This is a genomic window from Streptomyces sp. (assembly GCF_019510245.1).
Lineage (GTDB): Bacteria > Actinomycetota > Actinomycetes > Streptomycetales > Streptomycetaceae > Streptomyces.
On sequence record NZ_JAEKKT010000147.1, the window covers coordinates 65,236 to 84,267 of the forward strand.

Genomic DNA, 19,032 nt, shown 5'->3' on the forward strand with positions numbered 1-19,032 from the left:
TGATCATGTGATTGCGCGGCGTATGTGCGGCGTCTGTGCTGCGCAGGTGGGGGGAGCGGCGTGGTTCGCGCCGTCCCCAGAGAGGCCCGGCCGCCGGCTAACCGGGTTCGGACCCGGATTCCGGTCCGGCCCGGTCCTCGGTGGCGAAGAACCGGGACAGGTCCTGTCGTTCGGTGGTGGCCCCTGACTCCCGGGGCAGACCCAGCCCCCGGTCGAGCCCGTAGCGCTCGAACAGCTCCGCCCGCAGCGCCGCGATCGGCATCGGCACGCCCGGTACCAGCGCCGCGTACACCGCGCCCATCAGCATGGCGCGCAGCATGGGGTAGTCGACGTCGACGTGGTGCGAGCCGTACCGGGTGACGGTGTCGCCCAGCAGCTCCGCCAGCCGCCGCTGCTCGGGGCACTGCACGAAGCCCTCGCCCTGGAGCAGGCCCGCCATGTGCTGGCGCATCAGCACCGGCCGGTCCTGCGCGAGGCCGAGGATCGAGTCGATGGCCCGGGCCAGCCGCTCCCGCCCGTCCTCGGTGTGCGGCTCGTGCTCCAGCGCCTCCTCCAGCGTGCGGTGCATCAGCCGGTGCACGGCGGACTGGACCAGCTGGCGCTTGCCGGGGAAGTAGTACGACACCAGTCCGCGCGCCGACCCCGCCCGGTCCGCGATGGCGCCCAGCGTGGTCGCTTCGAAACCGTGCTCGTCGACCAGCTCCACCGCGGCCTGGAGCAGCCGCTCGCGCGAACGCCTGCGCAGTTCTTCATTGACCGAGGGGCTGCGGGGGGACATCCTGGAACTCCTGCGTTGACTGGCTGCCAGCCAACTATAATCGACGCAGTGGGCACCGCCCTGCGCGGGGCCTGTTCAGGGCTGCCGTCCGTCCGGGGCGACACGGGGGAGCGTCTCGGACGGACGGCACGACAGTCAGGCCTGGGTGGGCGCGGCCGGTCGGCGGGCCGCGCCCACCAGGTCCAGGACCGGCAGCAGCGCGTCCGGCCGTTCGGCCACCGGCAGGTGGTCCACGAAGTGCACCCGGCAGCCGACCGCCGCCGCGCCGCCGTCGGCGGACCTGCTGTCCCCGACCATCAGCGTCTGGGCCGGCTCGGCACCGAGAGCCTCCAGCGCGGTCGTGAAGAGCCGCGGATCCGGCTTCTGCACGCCGTGTTCGTACGACAGGACGTACGTGTCCACGTAGGCGTCGAGCCCGTGCTCACGGAAGACCGGGCGCAGGTCCCAGCCGATATTGCTGACCACGCCGACCCCGATGCCGTGCTCGTGCAGCGTGCGCAGGACCCGGGCGGCGTCCGGGTACGGCGACCAGGCCCGCGGGTCCATGTGCCGCTCGTACAGCGCGTCGTGCAGGGCAGGGTCCGGCAGCGTCACCCGACGGGAGAGGCCGGTGTACGCGGCCCGGTGCAACTCCGCGCTCTCGTCCCGCACGGCCCACACGTCGGACAGTTCCGCGGGCAGCGTGGCCGGGAAGGCCCCGCCGGGCTGTGCCCCCGCCGCCTCCAGCGCCCGCGCCGCCTGCGCCAACCCGGCCTCGGAGAGCGGTACTCCGGCCTCGGCGAGCACCGCCCGCAGCCAGGATTCGGTGGACTCGATGCGGAAGAGGGTCCCGGAGAAGTCGAAGAGCACGGCAGTCATGTGCCGGACTCTACCGACGGCCGGCGTGCCGCGGACCACGGACGGGTTACCGGCGAGGGTGCCCCCGGCCGTCGCGCGCCCACTCGTACGCCAGCACCGCCAGTGCCACCACGAGGGCCCCGAGCAGCCAGCCGCCGAGCACGTCGGAGGGCCAGTGGACGCCGAGCCACACCCGCGTCAGGCCGACGCCCACGACCGAGAACCCGGCCGCGGCGAGGGCCGTGCACCATATCGCGCGACCGGCGCCGCAGCGGCGCAGCAGCCACAGCAGCAGGCCGCAGACCACCGTCGCGGTCATGGCGTGCCCGGAGGGGAAGGCGGCGTAGTGGGCGGAGTCGACCGGGTCCGGCCACGCCGGGCGGGGGCGGCCGACGGCGGCCTTGAGGGACTGCTGGGCGACCGTCCCGAGCACGCAGGTCGAGGTCAGCCACAGAGCGGTCCGCCACGCCGAGTGCCGCCACACCAGCCACACCGCGACCGCGGCGCACAGCAGGCGCATGGTCAGCGGGTCCCAGACCCAGTCCGTCAGGACGCGCAGCACCTGCGTGGTGCCGTGGTCCGCCACGGCCCAGCGGTGGGCGGCGCCGGCGATGCCCTCGTCCACCGCGACCAGGGGCGGCCATTCGCCGGCGACGAGGGCCAGCAACAACGCCGAGGACAGGGCGAGAACGGCGGTCGTGAGAAGCGGAGCAGGGCGGTCGCCGGGTGGGGGGCACATGGCGCGATCTTTGCCGAATTATTGCCCGCAGGGCAATTCCCCTGCCAGGTAGGGCTCTACGCGAGGGCGCGCAGGCTCGGTACGAGCGCCACCAGTACCGGGACCACCGGGACCAGGGCGGCCGTCGCGGTCAGCCGCAGCCGGTGCCGGGCCGGGAGCCGGTCCGGGGCGGTGAGCAACCGGTCGACCCGTTGCGGGACATGGGCCTGCGGGGTCGGCCCGGGGTCGAACACCCCTCGGTCCTCGTTGAGTTCGACCAGGGCCAGCGCGGTGGTGAGGCGGCCGTGGCGCCGGGAGGCCACGTCGTCGGCGGCCAGTTCGACCAGCCGGTGCATCTCGTCGCGGAACGCGGCGAACACCGGGATCTGCGGGAACCCGCCCGCCAGTGCGGCTGAGCAGTGCAGCAGCCAGTCGTGCCGGGCCTGTGCGTGGCCCTGCTCATGGGCGAGGACCGCGTCCAGCTGACGTCCCTTCAGGCGCCGCAACGCCGCTGTGGTGACGATGAGTTGGGGCGCCGCTCCCGGTAGCCACCAGGCGTCCGGGCGGTCGCCCTCGAGGACGACGAGCCGGCCGTCGGCCGGTTCCTCGCCGGGCAACAGCGGGGACCGGCGCAGCAGTTCGGCCTGCTGCCGGTTGCGCCTGGCCCTGGCCCGCGCGACCTCCCGTACCAGCATCGCCCCGCTCCACAGCCCGGCACAGGCGAGGGCCGCCGCGGTCACCGCCGCCCACGGGCCGGTCGTGCCGAGCGCGTAGGCGTCCACCACTCCGCTCGGGGCCGTCGCGAACACGTGCCCGCGCACCGCCAGCCAGGCCGCCGCCGCGCTCAGCGTCATCGACAGCGCACAGCACAGCAGAACGGCCGCCACCACGCACTGCCACACCCACAGCGCGACCACCGGCTCCCGGTCCGTCCAGTCGGCCCGGGCGAGCAGCCGGGGGCCGACCACGGCGGTCAGGACGCCGAGCAGCAGCAGTGCCACGGGGACCATCATGGCCAGCACCCTATGAGCGGGGGACCGTTCACGGGTACAGCCCATTACGCCAAAGTGACGCAAGCAACGTCTGCGCCGCGCGTGCTGTCACCTCCTCACAGCGCCAGCAGCATCGCGACCATGCCGATCCCCATCGACAGCCGGCACGCCCGCGCCAGCTCCGGCCGGTCGCCCCACCGCAGGGCTCCCGTACCGGCGGTGACCGCGACCGGGACGAGCCGTGCGCCGGACAGCAGTACATAACCGGTGAAGTAGAGCAGCAGCAGCCCGGTCACCAGCGGGACTCCGGCGCCGCCGTGATGGTGGGCGCCGGGGGCGGCCGCCATCGCCACCGCCATGTAGACCATCGCCGCCGTCCCGACCAGATGGTGCAGATGGTGAGGACTGCTGCGGGCGCTCCACAGGGCGCGCAGCGCGGCCGCGCCGAACACCGCCGCGTACAGCGGCCACGCCCACCCCGGCGGCGTGAACACCGTCGCGGGCACGGCCATGACGGCCATGCCGAACCCCATCAGCGCCTCGCCGCCCGCGGCGCGCCGCTGTTCCCGGACGCTGCTGCGCATCCGCAGCAGGCAGTAGGCCCCGGTCGCCGCGCACAGCGCGACCAGCAGCCAGCCGGGCGAAGCCGGTCCGTGCACGGCGCACCTCCCCGCTCGACGTCGCGTCGATGGATGCGATGCCCCGGCCGGACGGCGCGCACGCAAGCGCAAGGGTGTACACGGGGAGCATTCGCCGGAGCACAGCCTGTGAGCAGGGTCGTTCAGGATGCTTTACGAGTAAAATACATGCTAAGTTTATGGATATGAGCACCGCGACCCCTCCCACCCGCCGCCTGCCCCTCGCCGGAGTGCTGCGCCTCGGCCGGCCCTCCGACATCTGGTTCAAGCCCGCCTTCAGCGTGGTCGCCGCGGTCGCCCCGCCCAACCTGGCCCTGCTGTCCCTCGGCCGCCTCGACCTGGCGATGTACACGATGGCCGGATCGCTGTGCGCCCTCTACGGCCACAACCGCCCCTACCCCGCCCGCGCCCGCACCCTGGCCCGGGTGATCCTCGGCATGGTCGGCGGCCTCGCCGTCGCGCTGACCGCCGCCTCGCTCACCGCGAACGCCGTCGTCCTGGTCACCGTCGGCGCGCTCATGGCCGCGGTGCAGAAGGTCCTCTGCGACGCCACCCGCGTCGGGCCGCCCGGGAACGTGGTCCTCACCTTCATCAGCTCCGCGTCCCTGTTCGCCCCGCAGACCCTCGGCCAGGTCCCAGGCCACGTCGGCCTCGCCCTCGCGGCGGGCGCCTGGGCCTGGCTGGTCGGCATGGCCCCGGGGCTGCTGCGCCCGCACGGCCCCGAACGCCGGGCCACCGCCCACGCCCTGACCGCCACCGCCGCCTACGCCGACGCCCGCTCCACCGCCACCGGCCATGACCGGGCCCGCGCCGCCGCGGCCGGCGCCGTCCAGGCCGCCTGGCAGTCCCTGCTCGCCACCGGCGCCCGCACCGACCGCACCCGGCGCGCCCTCGAGCACCTCGTCGTCCGCGCCGAGGTCGCCCTCGCCGCCCCGGCCGACGCCGACCCGGCGCTGCTGCGCGGCTGGGCCCGCCTCCTGCGCGGCACCGGACGCGTCCCGCGCGTCGCCGGTGCCGACGACGATCTCCTCGGCGTCGACGCCGAACGCGCCGTACCGCAGCCTCCGTTGTGGCGCCGGCTCGGCCCGCTCGCCCCCTTCGCCGTCCGCACCGCGCTCGGCTGCGCCCTGGCCGGCTACGCCTCCCTCGCCCTCGGCGTCGGCCGCCCCTACTGGGCGCTGGTCACCGCCGCCTCCCTCTACCAGGCCAACGTCACCCTCACCTGGAGCCGGGGCGTCCAGCGCGTCGTCGGCAACCTCCTCGGCGTCCTCGTCTTCGCCGCCGTCGTGCCGCTCGCCCACCTCCACCCGGCCGCCCTGGTGCTGTGCTGCCTCGCCTTCAACTTCGGCGCGGAGGCGCTGATCGGCCGCAACTACTGGCTCGGCAGCGTCTGCGTCACCCCGATGGCCCTGCTCGTCACCGAGTTCGCCCGGACCCAGGACGCGGGGCAGCTGATCACCGAGCGGGTCGTGGACACCCTGGTCGGCGCGCTCGTCGGCTTCGCCACCGCCGTCGTCGTCACCAACCGCCGGGCCGGCGACCGCATCGAACACGCCCTGACCCGTGTCGAACGGGCCCGCGAACAGGCCGCCCGCCTGCTCGCCGGGCCGCAGCCGGCCCCGCGCGCCCTGGAGGCCGCCCGGCGCACCCTGTCCGCGGCCCTGGCCGACCTGCGCGCCACGGCCGATGCGGCGTCCGGCGAGTGGTGGCAGCGCGCGCTGCCCCAGGAGCGGGTCGTGCTCGCAGAACAGTCCGGACACCGTACGCTCGCCGCGACGGTACGACGCCAGGGAGCGCACTCCCGGGACGGCGCGAGGACAACGGAGGACGTACGGCCATGACGGCGACCAGCGGACGACCGGCGGCCGAAGGCGACGCGGGCACAGCCCCGGCAGCGGGGGCGGGCAGCGGCGCCGGCAGGGACGACACGGTCGCGGCCGTCGTCCGGCAGTGGCGGAGCGTCCACCCCGGGCTGGACACGGGTCCCATGGAGGTCATCGGCCGGATCAACCGCTGCGCCGCCCTCCTCCAGCAGTCCGAGGACGCCCCGCTGCGCCGGGCCGGCCTCAGCCGCCCCGAGTTCGACCTGCTCGGCGCGCTCCGCCGCACCGGCCACGAGCTGACCCCGAGCGAGCTCGCCAAGGAGACCTTCTCCTCCGGCGCCGCCGTCACCAAACGCCTCAAGCAGCTCACCGAACGCGGCCTCGTCGAGCGGCGCGGCGACGCACGTGACCGCAGGGTCGCCCACCTGCGCCTGACCGAAGCGGGCCGCGACCTCGTCGACGGCATCCTGCCCGAGCAACTCGCCTACGAGACGGCCGTGCTGTCCGTCCTGGCCCCCGAGGGCCAGGGCGAACTGGCGGGACTCCTGGCCGATTTGCTGGGCCGTCTGGAGGGCCGGATGGGCGCGCTGCGGGCCTGACCGGCGCCTGCGCGCCCGTCGCCCGCCTGGCATCCGACGGCCGGTGCGGTTCGGCAGCGCCCCGAGGGGGCGCCGGGGGTACCTCCGGCCGAATGCGTGTCGCGGCGGTTCCGGCGGATCGATCAGATCCCCGGCCGGTAGCGCAGCGGGTGGTCGGCCGGTACCTCCACCAGCACGATCCTGATCCCGTCCGGATCGGCGATCCACATCTCGACCAGGCCCCACGGCTCCTTCACGGGCGGGCGCACGATGTCGACCCCCTCAGCCGCCAGCTCCTCGTGCGCGGCCGTGACGTCCGCGACCTGCAGCCACAGCTGCACGGCCGGCGGCGCCGGGCGGTCCGACCGCCCGGAGACCTCCAGGAACCCGCCGCCGAGGAAGTAGACCGTGCCGCGTTCCGGGCCCTGCCCGAACTCGCGGTAGACGGCGAGTCCGAGCTGCTCACCGTAGAAGGCGCGGGACCGCTCGGGGTCGGTGGGGTGGATCAGCGTGCGGCTGCTCAGTACATGCACCATGCGACCGGAGCGTAGTGGCCGGCCGCGGCGGGATCCGGGGGGCGCGGGGGCCGGGAGGGGGAGCGGGGGAGCGGGGATAGGCTCGGTACCGGCTCAGCAGCGCTCGAGATCGGAGAACCCGCCCATGGAGAACGCCGTCGCCGGACCGGCCTTCCGCGACGCCACCGACGCCGACGTGGACGTCCTGGTCGCGTTGATCGAGTCGGCCTACCGGGGCGACGACAGCCGGGTCGGCTGGACCACCGAGGCGGACATCCTGGCGGGGCAGCGCACCGACCCCGAGGGCGTCCTCGACGTGATCAAGGCGCCGGACGGCAAGCTGCTCGTCGTCGAGCGGGACGGCCGGGTCGTCGCCTGCTGCCAGCTCGAACACCGCGGCGACCACGCCTACTTCGGCATGTTCGCGGTGAGCCCCGCCCTCCAGGGCGCCGGCCTCGGCAAGGTCGTCATCGCCGAGGCGGAGCGCCAGGCGCGCGAGGCCTGGGGTGTGACGGAGATGCACATGACGGTGATCTCGGTGCGCGAGGACCTCATCGCCTGGTACGAGCGGCGCGGCTACCGCCGTACGGGAAAGACGACCCCGTTCCCGTACGGCGACGAGCGCTTCGGCATTCCGCTCCGCGACGACCTGCGGTTCGAGCTCCTGGTGAAGCCGTTGGTGTGAGGTGCGGGCCGGCGGTCAGGCCGTGAAGCGGGCGGTGCGCTTGATCTCCGGGTAGTCGGTCGTCGCGCCGTCCAGCTGCAGTGCGCGCACCAGCCGCAGGTGGTCCTGCGTGTTCACGACCCAGCCGATCACCCGCAGGTCCGCCTTGCGGGCGTGTTCCACGACCTCCAGGGTCAGCCGCCGGATGTTCAGGCAGAGGGTCGCCGCACCCGCCTCCTGGGCCCGCTCCACCACGTCGGGGCCGTAGCGGCTGGCGATCAGCGCGGTGCGCACCCCCGGCACCAGCCGGCCGATCTCGGCGACGGCCTCGTCGTGGAACGACGACACCTCCACCCGGGACACCAGGTCCCGCCGCTGCATGACCTCGGCCAGCGCCCGGGCCGCGGCCACGTCCTTGATCTCGGCCTGCAACGGCGTCCGTACCGCGTCCAGGACCTCCTCGAACACCGGCACCCGCTCGCCCCTGCCCGCGTCCAGTCCGCGCAGCTCCTCCAGGGTCTTCTCGGCGATCGGGCCGGTGCCGTCGGTCGTGCGGTCCACCTCCGCGTCGTGCATGACGACCAGGGCGCCGTCCTTGCTCAGGTGGAGATCGAGTTCGATCAGGTCGAGGCCGGCCTGCTGGGCGGCGACGAAGGAACGGAGGGTGTTCTCGGGCTCGACGCCCATGACTCCGCGGTGACCGATGGTAAGGAAGTTCAAGATTCAACTCGCTTCCGTCGACGGCGGCGGTGGGTGCAGGCGCGCGAACCGTACGACGGACGTCGCTGTCCACGCGGCTGGGCGCAGCCTAATGGCCGCCCGTCGCGATGAACCCGTACGTACACGGGGGGATTGGTGCGCCGGGTGTGCGAGGCCTGGCCCGTGCCCCGGTCGGCGGTCACCCGGGGGTGGGCGCGTCCCCCGCGCATTGACCGGCCGGATCCGTGCGGTCCGCCGGAGCTGTCGCCTCGTCACAGGTCGTCGTGGATGTGAGCGCCTTCACGGTTTCGCACAGGAAAAAGCGCGGTGAAGACGGGATGCCGCAGGATAATTTCCTGAGGGCCCCCTTGCTGGGAGAAACCTCGTATGCATACGGTGTCCCAACGGAAGCTTCTCCCGTGGAGGATGGGTCATGACGGAAATTCTTGTGCAGGTGGGCTCGGAGGAGCAGGTTCCTCCCCTGACCAGGGTGGTCGAGCACCCGGCGTGGCCCGTGCTCAAGGATGCCGTGGAGCGGATCCGGCCATGGCAGTCGAAGGACGGCTCCATCGACTTCGCGGCCGAGGGCGCGCCCGCACGGGCTGACGCCGAGGCGGCCGTACGGCGTGTCGTCGAGGCCGTCGAGGAGCTGTCCCCGCTGCTTCCGCACGACGCCGACTACCACCACGCGCTGGTGACGGACCTGCGGCGGTGGGCCATCGGCGGCTTCCAGGTGCCCGACTTCCTCGACTCGCTGCTCGCCTTCCAGCCCGCCGCGGACCGCGCGGACGGCCTCCAGCACCTGGTCGTCTTCCCGATGTACACGCAGAACGGCAACCCGGACCGCAACCTGGAGGCGGTCGTGCTGCGCATGGTCTGGCCGGACTGGCTGGCCGAGCTGGAGCGCACCCGCTACGACAACCCGCTGTTCTGCGGCATCACCTTCGAGGACTTCACGGCCGGCTACGACACCAACTCCGCCGTCCTCTTCCCCGAGACCATCGCCGTACGCGAAGCGCCGGAACGATTCTCCTGGGGTGGCATCTTCTGCGACCGCGAGGCCGCCCGCTTCCGCCGGGTGACCGACGCGGCCGTCGGCATCCTGGGCCTCGAACTTCCCGAGGACATCGCCGCGATGGTCCACGACCAGAAGCGCTGCGAGGAGGCCTTCGTCCTGTGGGACATGGTCCACGACCGCACCCACAGCCACGGCGACCTGCCGTTCGACCCGTTCATGATCAAGCAGCGCCAGCCGTTCTGGATGTACGGCCTGGAGGAGCTGCGCTGCGACCTCACCGCCTTCAAGGAGGCCGTGAAGCTGGCGGCCGACGGCGTCCCGCAGGCCCGTGACGTGCAGTACGCGGTGCTCTTCGACCGCATGTTCCGCTTCCCGGTCACCGGCGACCGCGTCCGCAACTACGACGGGCTCGGCGGCCAGCTGCTCTTCGCCTACCTGCACAAGCACGACGTGGTCCGCTGGACCGACAACAAGCTCGCCATCGACTGGGAGCGTGCCCCGCAGGTCACCAACCAGCTGTGTGCCGAGATCGAGAAGCTGTACAAGGACGGCATCGACCGCCCGAAGCTCGTCCACTGGTTCGCCGGGTACGAGCTGGTCTCCACCTACCTCGCCCCGCACCCCGGCTCGAAGTGGGCCAAGGGCCCGGACGCCCTGGACCTGACCCTGCCGCCGCGCAAGCTCGTGGACGACGTGCTCCCGGACGAGTTTCCGCTGAGCATGTTCTACGAGGCCCTGTCCAAGAAACTGAAGAACGTGATCGCCGAGACCAAGGGCATCACGGCGGACAGCGCCGAGCCGGTCGCCGCGTGAGCGACCGGCGGCGGAACACGGCTCAAGAGGGGAAGCACATGGCGGGCAACGGTTCTCTCAGTGGTGCGGTGATCGCGGTGGCCGGAGCCGGCGGACCGGCGGGCCGCGCGACGCTGGTGCGCCTGGCGGAGGCGGGCGCGACCGTCGTAGGGGCGGACAACGATCCGCAGCGCCTTTCGGAGGCCGTGGACGCGGCTCGCTACGCGTCCGGCGGCGCGAGCGTCACGGGCGACACGGTGGATCTGCTCGATCTGCGGTCCACCCGGGACTGGGCCACCCACGTCGAGAAGGACTTCGGCCGCGTCGACGGCCTGGTGCACCTGGTCGGCGGCTGGCGCGGCAGCGAGACCTTCACCAAGACCAGCCTCGACGACTGGGACTTCCTGGAGCTGCTGCTCGTCAAGACCGTGCAGCACACCTCCCTGGCCTTCCACGAGGCGCTGCAGCGCAGCGAGCGCGGCCGGTACGTCCTGATCAGCGCCGCCGCCGCGAGCAGGCCCACCGCGGGCAACGCCGCGTACGCCGCCGGCAAGGCCGCAGCCGAGGCGTGGACGCTCGCCCTGGCCGACTACTTCCGCAAGGCCGGGGGTGCCGGGGGCCCGACCTCCGCCGCTGCCATCCTGGTGGTGAAGGCGTTGGTGCACGACGCGATGCGCGCCGAGCGGCCCAACGCGAAGTTCGCGGGCTTCACGGACGTCAAGGACCTGGCCGAGGCCATCGAGGGCGTCTGGAGCAAGCCCGCCGCCGAAGTGAACGGAAACCGTCTGTGGCTGACCGAGAAGCCGTGAACCCTCCGAAGACCGACGCGCGTCGCCACCACGACCCGCAGGTCCGCGGTTTCGCCAGTGACAACTACGCGGGGGCCCACCCCGAGGTGCTGGCCGCCCTGGCCCTCGCCAACGGCGGTCACCAGGTGGCGTACGGCGAGGACGAGTACACCGAGAACCTCCAGCGGATCGTCCGCAGTCACTTCGGGGCCACCGCCGAGGCCTTCCCGGTGTTCAACGGCACCGGCGCCAACGTCGTCGCGCTCCAGGCGGTCACCGACCGCTGGGGCGCGGTGATCTGCGCCGAGAGCGCGCACATCAACGTCGACGAGGGCGGCGCCCCCGAGCGCATGGGCGGCCTCAAGCTGCTCACCGTGCCCACCCCCGACGGCAAGCTCACCCCTGAGCTCATCGACCGGCAGGCGTACGGCTGGGAGGACGAGCACCGCGCGATGCCGCAGGTGGTCTCGATCACCCAGAGCACCGAGCTGGGCACCCTCTACACGCCGGACGAGATCCGGGCGATCTGCGAGCACGCCCACGCGCACGGCATGAAGGTGCACCTGGACGGCTCCCGGATAGCCAACGCGGCGGCCTCCCTGGACGTCCCGATGCGCACGTTCACCAACGCCGTGGGTGTCGACATCCTCTCCCTGGGCGGCACCAAGAACGGCGCGGTGTTCGGCGAGGCGGTGGTCGTGATCAACCAGGACGCCGTCAGCCACATGAAGCACCTGCGCAAGCTGTCCATGCAGCTCGCCTCCAAGATGCGCTTCGTGTCGGTCCAGCTGGAGGCCCTGCTCGCCAGGGACCTGTGGCTGCGCAACGCCCGGCACGCCAACGAGATGGCCCAGCGGCTCGCCGAGGGCGTCCGGGCCGTGCACGGCGTGGAGATCCTCCACCCGGTGCAGGCCAACGGCGTCTTCGCGCGGCTCCCGCACGACGTGAGCCTCCGCCTCCAGAAGCGCTTCCGGTTCTACTTCTGGGACGAGGCGGCCGGGGACGTGCGCTGGATGTGCGCCTTCGACACGACCGAGGAGGACGTGGACGCGTTCGTGGCGGCGCTCAAGGAGGAGATGGCGCGCTAGCCCCGCTCGTTGCATAGATATGCGGTTACCTGAAAAGTCATTGACGCTCGGGTGATCGCATTTCTATGCTCTGCGGACATGGAGCTGATCCAGAACACCGCCGACCTCTCCGCGTACCTGGCCGCTGACGAGGTCATCGACCACCATCACCCCCGGGTCCGGGAGCGGGCCGCCCGGCTGGCCGCGGGGGTCGACGACTCGTATGGCTATGCGCGCGCCGCGTACGCATTCGTGCGGGACGCCATCCCGCACTCCCAGGACTCCGGCGACCTGCGGGTGACCTGGCGGGCCTCGGACGTACTGGAGCGGCGCACCGGCATCTGTCACGCCAAGGCCCACGCCCTGGCCGCCCTGCTGCGCGCCGAGGACATCCCCGCGGCCCTGTGCTACCAGCGCCTGACGCACGACGGCGCCGCCGGTGGCGGTCACGTCGTGCACGGCCTGGTCGCCGTCCGCTTCAACGGTGCCTGGCACCGGCAGGACCCGCGCGGCAACAAGCCGGGAGTCGACGCCCGGTTCTCCCTCGACGGCGAACGGCTGGCCTGGGTCCCCGACCCTCGGTCCAATGAGATGGACTATCCAGTCCTGTACGCTGAACCTCATCCGGTCGTGCTCAACGCCCTCAAGACGGCGCCCGACCGTCCGTACCTCTGGAAGACGCTCCCCACCGCACTCTGAGGCAAGGCCAATGACTCTCACGCTCACCGTGTCCGACGAGGTACGCGCCCTCGCGCCCGGCTTCAGGCACCTCGTCATCGAGGCCCACGGCCTGGTCAACGGGCCCAGTACGGAGGCGAGTTCGGCGCTCCTCGATGACGCGGGCCGCCGTCTGGCCGTACGCCTCGACGGGCGCGCCCCGCACGAGGACCCGCACATGGCGGCCTGGCGGGCGGCCTACACGGCCTTCGGCTGCAAGCCCTCCCGCACCCGCAACTCGGCCGAGGCGCTGGCCAGACGGGCCCTCGCGGACGGCGGCCTGCCCCGTGTCAACCTGCTCGTGGACCTCTACAACGCCGTCAGCGTGTGGCCGGGGGTGAGGAGACCGTGGAGCATCCCGACGCCGGCGAGGTCGTGTGGTGCGACGACGCCGGAGTCACCTGCCGCCGCTGGAACTGGCGCCAGGGCCCCCGCACCCGCCTCACGGAGCGGACGGCCTCGGCCGTGTTCCTGCTGGAGAGCCTCGCCCCGATGCCGGTGCCGGAGGTGGTCTCGGCGGGTGCCGAACTCGCGGAGCTGCTGGAGAAGTTCAGCCCGGGCGCGCGCATCGACATGCGTGCGCCGGAGCCGGCGGGCTGAGGCTCAGATCGCCTCGGCGGCCTTCAGCTGGTCCAGCGTCGGGGCCGTGCCGCCCAGGTGGGCGGGGAGCCACCAGGTGTCGGCCGCGTCCTTCGGGCGGGCGGGGTAGGCACGCTGGGCCGCGTCCAGCAGCTCCTGGACGCGCTCGCGCAGCCGGCGGGTGATGGCGCCCGCGTACTGGTCCCGGGGGGCGTCGACCGGCTCGCCGACCCGGATGGTGATGGGCAGGTGGTTCCGCTTGAAGTTGCGCGGCTGGCCCTTGGTCCAGATGCGCTGGGTGCCCCACAGGGCCATCGGCACGAGCGGGACGCCGGCCTCCTGGGCCAGGCGTGCCGCGCCCGACTTGAAGCTCTTCAGCGTGAAGGACTGGGAGATGGTGGCCTCCGGGAAGACGCCCACGATCTCACCGGACTTCAGCGAGTCCAGGGCGTGCTGGTAGGCGGCCTCGCCCTGCTTGCGGTCCACCGGGATGTGCTTCATCCCGCGCATCAGCGGGCCGGAGATCCGGTGCCGGAACACCGACTCCTTCGCCATGAAACGCACCAGGCGCTTCTGCGGAAGCGCCGCCAGGCCGTCGAAGACGAAGTCCAGGTAGCTGATGTGATTGCTCACCAGCACGGCCCCGCCCGAGCGCGGGATGTTCTCCGAACCCTGGCAGTCGATCTTGAGGTCCCAGACCTTGAACAGCGTCTTGGCGAAACCGATGACGGGACGGTAGACCAGCTCTGCCATGGGCGGGGCGGACCCTTTCTGCTCTGCCTGGAAGGGGCTCCCGGCGGGAAGTTACGGAGCCGTAGGTTTACGGCGTCTCGCAGATGGTGCCCGAAGAACGGACGGGGAGCCAGCCCTGGTGCCCCGGCGCGGCGAGATCCTCGTCACGTTGGGTCCCTTGATCCACCTCGCGCTTTTAACGCGCCTTTACTCCGGGCGGGCCGCCAACCGCCGCACGAGCAGGAACATCTCGCAGCCCAGGCAGTACCCGAACGCCGCATTGAGGAAGGCCGCGGCGAGCGCGAGCCCGGTCGCCGCGAGTCCCAACCACGCGGGGCCCAGCGCGAATCCGACCAGACCGAGCCCCGCGAAGACCAGCCCGACCGCCTGTGCGAACCGCGGGGGCTCCGGCGGCTCGAACTCCGTCGGGGGAGCGAGGCGCGGTCGTACTGCGGTCCGGAAAAGCCGGCCGTACGGCGAGCGGGTCACGCCGCCGGCCGCGCCGAGCGCGAACGCCAGCGTCTGCCAGGCGAGGATCCAGGGGCTTCGGGTGATGAGGGCGGCGGCCAGTACGACCGTCGTCACGGTCGCCGCGAACCGCGGCCCACGTGCGTCGATGTCCATGAAGCAAGGATTCCGCCCCGCGGGCCGACAGGGGAGTCGGGAATCTTTGCAGTCTTGTGAACGCTTTTCCCGGTGGTGAGCGGTCTCGTGGATCCTTGTCCGGTGATGACCGGACTCATGGTGTGCGTGGCGGTGCTCGCGACGGCGAGCGTCTACGGAGTGCTGCACAGGCGGCGGAGCGGGAGGGTACGGGTGCGCGGGCGGGACGACGGCAAGCGGCTCGGGGCGGCCGAACTCGGCGGCGAACTGGGTGAACGGGCCACACTGGTGCAGTTCTCCAGCGCCTTCTGCGCCCCCTGCCGGGCCACCCGGCGGGTGCTGGGCGAGGTCGCCGGGATGGTCCCCGGCGTCACCCACGTCGAGATCGACGCCGAGGCCCGCCTGGACCTCGTACGCGAACTGGAGATCCTCAAGACCCCCACCGTGCTGGTGCTCGACGCGGACGGCCGGGTGGTGCGCCGGGCCACCGGACAGCCCCGCAAGGCGGACGTCATCGCGGCGCTGGGCGAGGCGGTCTGACGGCCGTGCCGATGACGGTGAGGCACCTCCCATATCCCGGAACGTACTTGACTGGGCGCACCACCTATCGTCAGCCTGACCGTATGCCTCAGGAACTCCTTCTCTTCGGGCGGGCCCACGTGGACCTGGCCCGCACCGCGAGCGCGCGCTGTCCGGGCTGTTGAGCAGCCACGGCCCCGAACACCGCCCCTCGCAGAAGGACAACTCCATGACGGCCACGCCCGACCTCGGCACCCCTCAGCTCGCCTCTCCCGACCTGCTCCGTTCCGCCTTCCGGCGGCACGCGGCCGGTGTGGCGGTGATCACCGCGCGCGGCGCCGACGGCCCGGTCGGCTTCACCGCCACCTCCCTCACCTCCGTCTCCGCCGAGCCCCCGATGCTCTCCTTCGGCGTCGGTACGGGCGCCTCCAGCTGGCCCGCGATATCCACCGCCGAGCACATCGGCGTCCACATCCTCGGCGAGCACCAGGCGGAGCTCGCGGCCACCTTCGCGCGCAGCGGCGCCGACCGGTTCGGGGCGCCCACCGGCTGGCGCGACGGCCATGCGGGTGTCCCGGTCCTCGACGACGTACTGGTGTGGCTGGTGTGCCGGGTCGTGGCGCGCGTGCCGGCCGGTGACCACCGGATCGTGCTGGCCGAGGTGCTCGTCGGCGACCCCTCCCGCGCCGGCCGCCCGCTCCTCTACCACCAGGGAGGCTTCAACGGCCTGCGGGACTGATCACACGCCCTCGGTTCCGCACATCACAGGCCCCTCGTCCTGCGAACGCGTCCAGTTCCGGTTACGCTGCGTTGCGAAGGTCACAGTTCAAAGCGCTTGCTTAGCGGGCATGAACTGAGTGTACTGGTGAGTAATATTTCGTTCGGAGCGCGCGGCCGCCCCGACCGGGATGAGCCGCTTGAGGCGCCTATGCTGCCTGCAAGAGGCAGCCCAGAAGAGACGATGCAGTAGGAGAGCCGGCGTGAGCCTGAGGATCGTTGTCACTGTGAAGTACGTGCCCGACGCCACTGGCGACCGGCACTTCGCCGATGACCTGACCGTCGACCGTGACGACGTGGACGGTCTCCTCTCCGAGCTGGACGAGTACGCGGTCGAGCAGGCGCTGCAGATCGCGGAGAACTCGGACGACGACGTCGAGGTGACCGTCCTGACCGTGGGTCCCGAGGACGCGAAGGACGCGCTGCGCAAGGCGCTGTCGATGGGCGCGGACAAGGCGATCCACGTCGAGGACGACGACCTGCACGGCACCGACGCGATCGGTACCTCGCTGGTGCTGGCGAAGGCGATCGAGAAGGCCGGCTTCGACCTGGTGGTCTCCGGCATGGCCTCCACCGACGGCACCGCCGGTGTGGTCCCGGCCCTGCTGGCGGAGCGTCTGGGTGTCCCGCAGGTCACCCTGCTCTCTGAGGTCTCGGTCGAGGACGGCACGGTCAAGGGCCGCCGCGACGGCGACGCCGCCAGCGAGCAGCTGGAGGCCTCCCTGCCGGCGGTCGTGTCCGTCACCGACCAGTCGGGTGAGGCACGTTACCCGTCCTTCAAGGGCATCATGGCGGCCAAGAAGAAGCCGGTTCAGTCCTGGGACCTGTCCGACCTCGACCTCGAGGCGGAGGAGGTCGGCCTGGAGGGTGCCTGGACCGCGGTCCAGGACGCCACCGCGCGTCCGGCCCGTACGGCGGGCACGATCGTCAAGGACGAGGGCGAGGGCGGCAAGCAGCTCGCCGAGTTCCTCGCGGGCCAGAAGTTCATCTGAGCCCCGCACTCGCTGACCGCCCCTCAACTGATCCAAGCAGGAGAGCATTCCCATGGCTGAAGTCCTCGTCTACGTCGACCACGTGGACGGTGCCGTCCGCAAGCCCACCCTGGAGCTGCTGACCCTGGCCCGCCGCATCGGCGAGCCCGTCGCCGTCGCGCTCGGCAACGGCGCCGCCGACACCGCCGCCGCGCTGGCCGAGCACGGCGCGGTGAAGGTCCTCACCCACGACGCGTCCGAGTACGCCGACTACCTGGTCGTCCCGAAGGTGGACGCGCTCCAGGCCGCCGTCGAGGCCGTCTCCCCGGCCGCCGTGCTCGTCCCGTCCTCCGCGGAGGGCAAGGAGATCGCCGCCCGCCTCGCGCTGCGCATCGGCTCCGGCATCATCACCGACGCCGTCGACCTGGAGGCCGGTGACGAGGGTCCGGTGGCCACCCAGTCGGTGTTCGCCGCGTCCTTCACGACCAAGTCCCGCGTCTCCAAGGGCACCCCGGTCATCACGGTCAAGCCCAACAGCGCCGCCGTGGAGGCCGCCCCGGCCGCCGGCGCGGTCGAGGCCCTCGCGGTGACCTTCTCGGACAAGGCGACCGGCACCAAGGTGACCGGCCGTACCCCGCGCGAGTCGACCGGGCGTCCGGAGCTGACCGAGGCCGCGATCGTGGTCTCCGGCGGCCGTGGCGTCAACGGCGCCGAGAACTTCGCGATCATCGAGGCCCTCGCCGACTCCCTCGGCGCGGCCGTCGGTGCCTCGCGTGCCGCCGTCGACGCCGGCTGGTACCCGCACACCAACCAGGTCGGCCAGACCGGCAAGTCCGTCTCCCCGCAGCTGTACATCGCCAACGGCATCTCCGGCGCCATCCAGCACCGCGCCGGTATGCAGACCTCGAAGACCATCGTGGCCGTCAACAAGGACGCCGAGGCCCCGATCTTCGAGCTGGTCGACTTCGGCGTGGTCGGCGACCTCTTCGACGTCGTCCCGCAGCTCACCGACGAGGTCAAGGCCCGCAAGGGCTGATCCCGCCGTCGGGCAGTCCGAGGCCCCCGTGACCGGTACCGGTCACGGGGGCCTCGCCGTGCGGGCACGGCGTTCAGCGCAGGCTCAGCGAGACCTGCACGGGCAGGTGGTCGCTCGGGAACTGGCCGTGCATCGAGAAGGTGTCCATGGTCGCCCGGTGCGTGGTCACACCCGGCGAGGTCAGGATCCAGTCGATACGGTCGCCGTCGGGCTTGAGCCGGTGGTAGCCGTGGAAGGTCGCGTACTGGGGGCCGCGGTGCTCCGCCGCGTCCCAGGTGTCGACGAGCCCCGAGTCCACCAGCGTGTCGTAGGCCCGGTTCCGGTGGGCGTAGGCGTTGAAGTCGCCGGTCACCACGACGGGCAGCCGCGGGTCGAACTCCGCGATCCGCTTCACCAGGAGCGTGGCGCTGCGCTCGCGGGCGTACTGGCTCTTCTGGTCGAAGTGGGTGTTAGCGACGTAGAACTCCCGCCCGTCGTCGGCCAGATCGCGGAAGCGGACCCAGGTGACGATGCGGGGGAAGGCGGCGCCCCAGGTGTTGGAGCGGATGACCTCCGGGGTGTCGGAGAGCCAGAAGGTGTAGTGCTCCAGCGGGACCAGGCGCCGGATGTCGTAGTAGATGGCGGTCGACTCGTCCCGGCTGCCGCCCTCGCGGCCGGTGCCGACCCAGTCGTAGTGCGGTCCGAGGTCGCTGTCGATGTCGCGCAGCTGCAGGTAGAGACCCTCCTGGGTGCCCATGACCTGGGGCTGCGCGCGGCGCAGCAGTTCGGCCATCACCGGGCGGCGGTCGGCCCAGCTGTTGGGCTCGGCGGTGCCGGCGTACCGCAGGTTGAAGGTCATGACGTCGAGGCGGGGCGCCGGCCGCGCCGGTGCCGCGAGGGTCGCGACCCGGCGGGCCCGCGATCCGGCGGCGGAGACGGAGGAGGCGGAGGAGGTGGTGGTCGCGGCACTGGAGAGGGGCACGGTGACCGCTGCGGCCAACAGGGCCTGCAGGCCCAGCCGGCGGGTGACTCGGCGCTGGTTCGGCACGACGGCTCCTTCAGGGGCACAAGCCGGACGGGCGGGCGTTGAGCAGTGTGATACCCAGGAGTGTGATGAGCGTGAACATGCCCAGATGGGGGCGTGTCGCCCCGTGGACGGGGTGTTGACCGCCCCGAAGGCGCCCGGATACCTTCATTCAACGGATTGTTGAT

At 72.2% G+C, this 19,032-nt stretch carries 21 protein-coding genes and 1 pseudogene; 12 read left to right on the plus strand and 10 right to left on the minus strand.

Annotated elements, in window-relative coordinates:
• Positions 1–97: 97 nt before the first annotated feature.
• The 5 genes from JF597_RS25730 to JF597_RS25750 form a co-directional block, all read right to left on the minus strand.
• The gene (locus JF597_RS25730; RefSeq protein ID WP_293999242.1) at positions 98–778 is read right to left on the minus strand and encodes a TetR/AcrR family transcriptional regulator; all 681 of its coding nucleotides are present in this window, start codon (positions 776–778) and stop codon (positions 98–100) included.
• Positions 779–913: 135 nt separating this feature from the next.
• Complete coding sequence (locus JF597_RS25735; protein WP_293999245.1) at positions 914–1,636, minus strand: HAD-IA family hydrolase; 723 nt, start codon at positions 1,634–1,636, stop codon at positions 914–916.
• Positions 1,637–1,682: 46 nt separating this feature from the next.
• Positions 1,683–2,354, minus strand: a complete 672-nt coding sequence (locus tag JF597_RS25740; RefSeq protein WP_293999248.1) for a phosphatase PAP2 family protein — start codon at positions 2,352–2,354, stop codon at positions 1,683–1,685.
• A 56-nt stretch (positions 2,355–2,410) separates the two neighbouring features.
• The gene (locus JF597_RS25745; protein WP_293999251.1) at positions 2,411–3,346 is read right to left on the minus strand and encodes a M56 family metallopeptidase; all 936 of its coding nucleotides are present in this window, start codon (positions 3,344–3,346) and stop codon (positions 2,411–2,413) included.
• A 95-nt stretch (positions 3,347–3,441) separates the two neighbouring features.
• Positions 3,442–3,984, minus strand: coding sequence for a DUF5134 domain-containing protein (locus JF597_RS25750; RefSeq protein WP_293999253.1), 543 nt, complete (start codon positions 3,982–3,984; stop codon positions 3,442–3,444).
• 164 nt (positions 3,985–4,148) lie between these two features.
• On the opposite strand from JF597_RS25750, the gene JF597_RS25755 reads away from it, so the two are divergent.
• Positions 4,149–5,804, plus strand: a complete 1,656-nt coding sequence (locus tag JF597_RS25755) for an FUSC family protein (protein WP_293999256.1) — start codon at positions 4,149–4,151, stop codon at positions 5,802–5,804.
• Positions 5,801–6,385 (plus strand): MarR family transcriptional regulator, encoded by a 585-nt coding sequence (locus JF597_RS25760; RefSeq protein WP_293999258.1) that lies wholly within the window; start codon positions 5,801–5,803, stop codon positions 6,383–6,385. Before JF597_RS25755 ends, JF597_RS25760 begins: the two co-directional genes overlap by 4 nt.
• A gap of 122 nt (positions 6,386–6,507) precedes the next feature.
• Here JF597_RS25760 and JF597_RS25765 read toward each other — a convergent pair whose 3' ends face one another.
• Entirely contained in the window at positions 6,508–6,900 is a 393-nt protein-coding gene (locus JF597_RS25765; RefSeq protein ID WP_293999261.1) for a VOC family protein, read from the minus strand.
• 124 nt (positions 6,901–7,024) lie between these two features.
• Between JF597_RS25765 and JF597_RS25770 the strand changes: the two genes are divergently transcribed.
• Positions 7,025–7,564: a GNAT family N-acetyltransferase gene (locus JF597_RS25770; RefSeq protein ID WP_293999262.1), complete on the plus strand. Its 540-nt coding sequence runs from the start codon at positions 7,025–7,027 to the stop codon at positions 7,562–7,564.
• 15 nt (positions 7,565–7,579) lie between these two features.
• Here JF597_RS25770 and JF597_RS25775 read toward each other — a convergent pair whose 3' ends face one another.
• Positions 7,580–8,263, minus strand: a complete 684-nt coding sequence (locus JF597_RS25775; RefSeq protein ID WP_293999265.1) for a glycerophosphodiester phosphodiesterase family protein — start codon at positions 8,261–8,263, stop codon at positions 7,580–7,582.
• A gap of 412 nt (positions 8,264–8,675) precedes the next feature.
• On the opposite strand from JF597_RS25775, the gene JF597_RS25780 reads away from it, so the two are divergent.
• The 5 genes and pseudogenes from JF597_RS25780 to JF597_RS25800 all read left to right on the plus strand — a co-directional run bounded on the left by JF597_RS25780 (position 8,676) and on the right by JF597_RS25800 (position 13,224).
• The gene (locus tag JF597_RS25780) at positions 8,676–10,073 is read left to right on the plus strand and encodes a DUF6421 family protein (RefSeq protein ID WP_293999267.1); all 1,398 of its coding nucleotides are present in this window, start codon (positions 8,676–8,678) and stop codon (positions 10,071–10,073) included.
• 38 nt (positions 10,074–10,111) lie between these two features.
• Complete coding sequence (locus tag JF597_RS25785; RefSeq protein WP_293999270.1) at positions 10,112–10,861, plus strand: SDR family NAD(P)-dependent oxidoreductase; 750 nt, start codon at positions 10,112–10,114, stop codon at positions 10,859–10,861.
• The gene (locus JF597_RS25790; RefSeq protein ID WP_293999273.1) at positions 10,858–11,928 is read left to right on the plus strand and encodes a low specificity L-threonine aldolase; all 1,071 of its coding nucleotides are present in this window, start codon (positions 10,858–10,860) and stop codon (positions 11,926–11,928) included. The genes JF597_RS25785 and JF597_RS25790 overlap by 4 nt, the downstream gene beginning before the upstream one ends.
• Before the next feature lie 78 nt (positions 11,929–12,006).
• A complete protein-coding gene (locus tag JF597_RS25795) occupies positions 12,007–12,606 on the plus strand; it encodes a transglutaminase family protein (RefSeq protein WP_293999276.1) in 600 nt (199 codons plus the stop codon).
• A gap of 10 nt (positions 12,607–12,616) precedes the next feature.
• Positions 12,617–13,224, plus strand: a pseudogene (locus tag JF597_RS25800) (cytoplasmic protein).
• 3 nt (positions 13,225–13,227) lie between these two features.
• On the opposite strand, the gene JF597_RS25805 reads toward JF597_RS25800, so the two are convergent.
• Both JF597_RS25805 and JF597_RS25810 read right to left on the minus strand, forming a co-directional pair.
• Positions 13,228–13,956 (minus strand): lysophospholipid acyltransferase family protein, encoded by a 729-nt coding sequence (locus JF597_RS25805; RefSeq protein ID WP_293999279.1) that lies wholly within the window; start codon positions 13,954–13,956, stop codon positions 13,228–13,230.
• 186 nt (positions 13,957–14,142) lie between these two features.
• Entirely contained in the window at positions 14,143–14,559 is a 417-nt protein-coding gene (locus tag JF597_RS25810) for a DUF4395 domain-containing protein (protein WP_293999282.1), read from the minus strand.
• Between the two features lie 105 nt (positions 14,560–14,664).
• Here JF597_RS25810 and JF597_RS25815 point away from each other — a divergent pair, with 105 nt between their 5' ends.
• The 4 genes from JF597_RS25815 (at position 14,665) to JF597_RS25830 (ending at position 17,841) form a co-directional block, all read left to right on the plus strand.
• Entirely contained in the window at positions 14,665–15,078 is a 414-nt protein-coding gene (locus tag JF597_RS25815) for a thioredoxin family protein (RefSeq protein WP_293999562.1), read from the plus strand.
• 208 nt (positions 15,079–15,286) lie between these two features.
• A complete protein-coding gene (locus JF597_RS25820; RefSeq protein WP_293999284.1) occupies positions 15,287–15,796 on the plus strand; it encodes a flavin reductase family protein in 510 nt (169 codons plus the stop codon).
• Between the two features lie 241 nt (positions 15,797–16,037).
• Complete coding sequence (locus JF597_RS25825; protein WP_293999287.1) at positions 16,038–16,826, plus strand: electron transfer flavoprotein subunit beta/FixA family protein; 789 nt, start codon at positions 16,038–16,040, stop codon at positions 16,824–16,826.
• Positions 16,827–16,878: 52 nt separating this feature from the next.
• On the plus strand, positions 16,879–17,841 hold the full coding sequence (locus tag JF597_RS25830) for an electron transfer flavoprotein subunit alpha/FixB family protein (RefSeq protein ID WP_293999290.1): 963 nt from the start codon (positions 16,879–16,881) through the stop codon (positions 17,839–17,841).
• A 73-nt stretch (positions 17,842–17,914) separates the two neighbouring features.
• On the opposite strand, the gene JF597_RS25835 is transcribed toward JF597_RS25830, so the two are convergent.
• The gene (locus JF597_RS25835) at positions 17,915–18,868 is read right to left on the minus strand and encodes an endonuclease/exonuclease/phosphatase family protein (RefSeq protein ID WP_293999293.1); all 954 of its coding nucleotides are present in this window, start codon (positions 18,866–18,868) and stop codon (positions 17,915–17,917) included.
• Between the last annotated feature and the right edge of the window lie 164 nt (positions 18,869–19,032).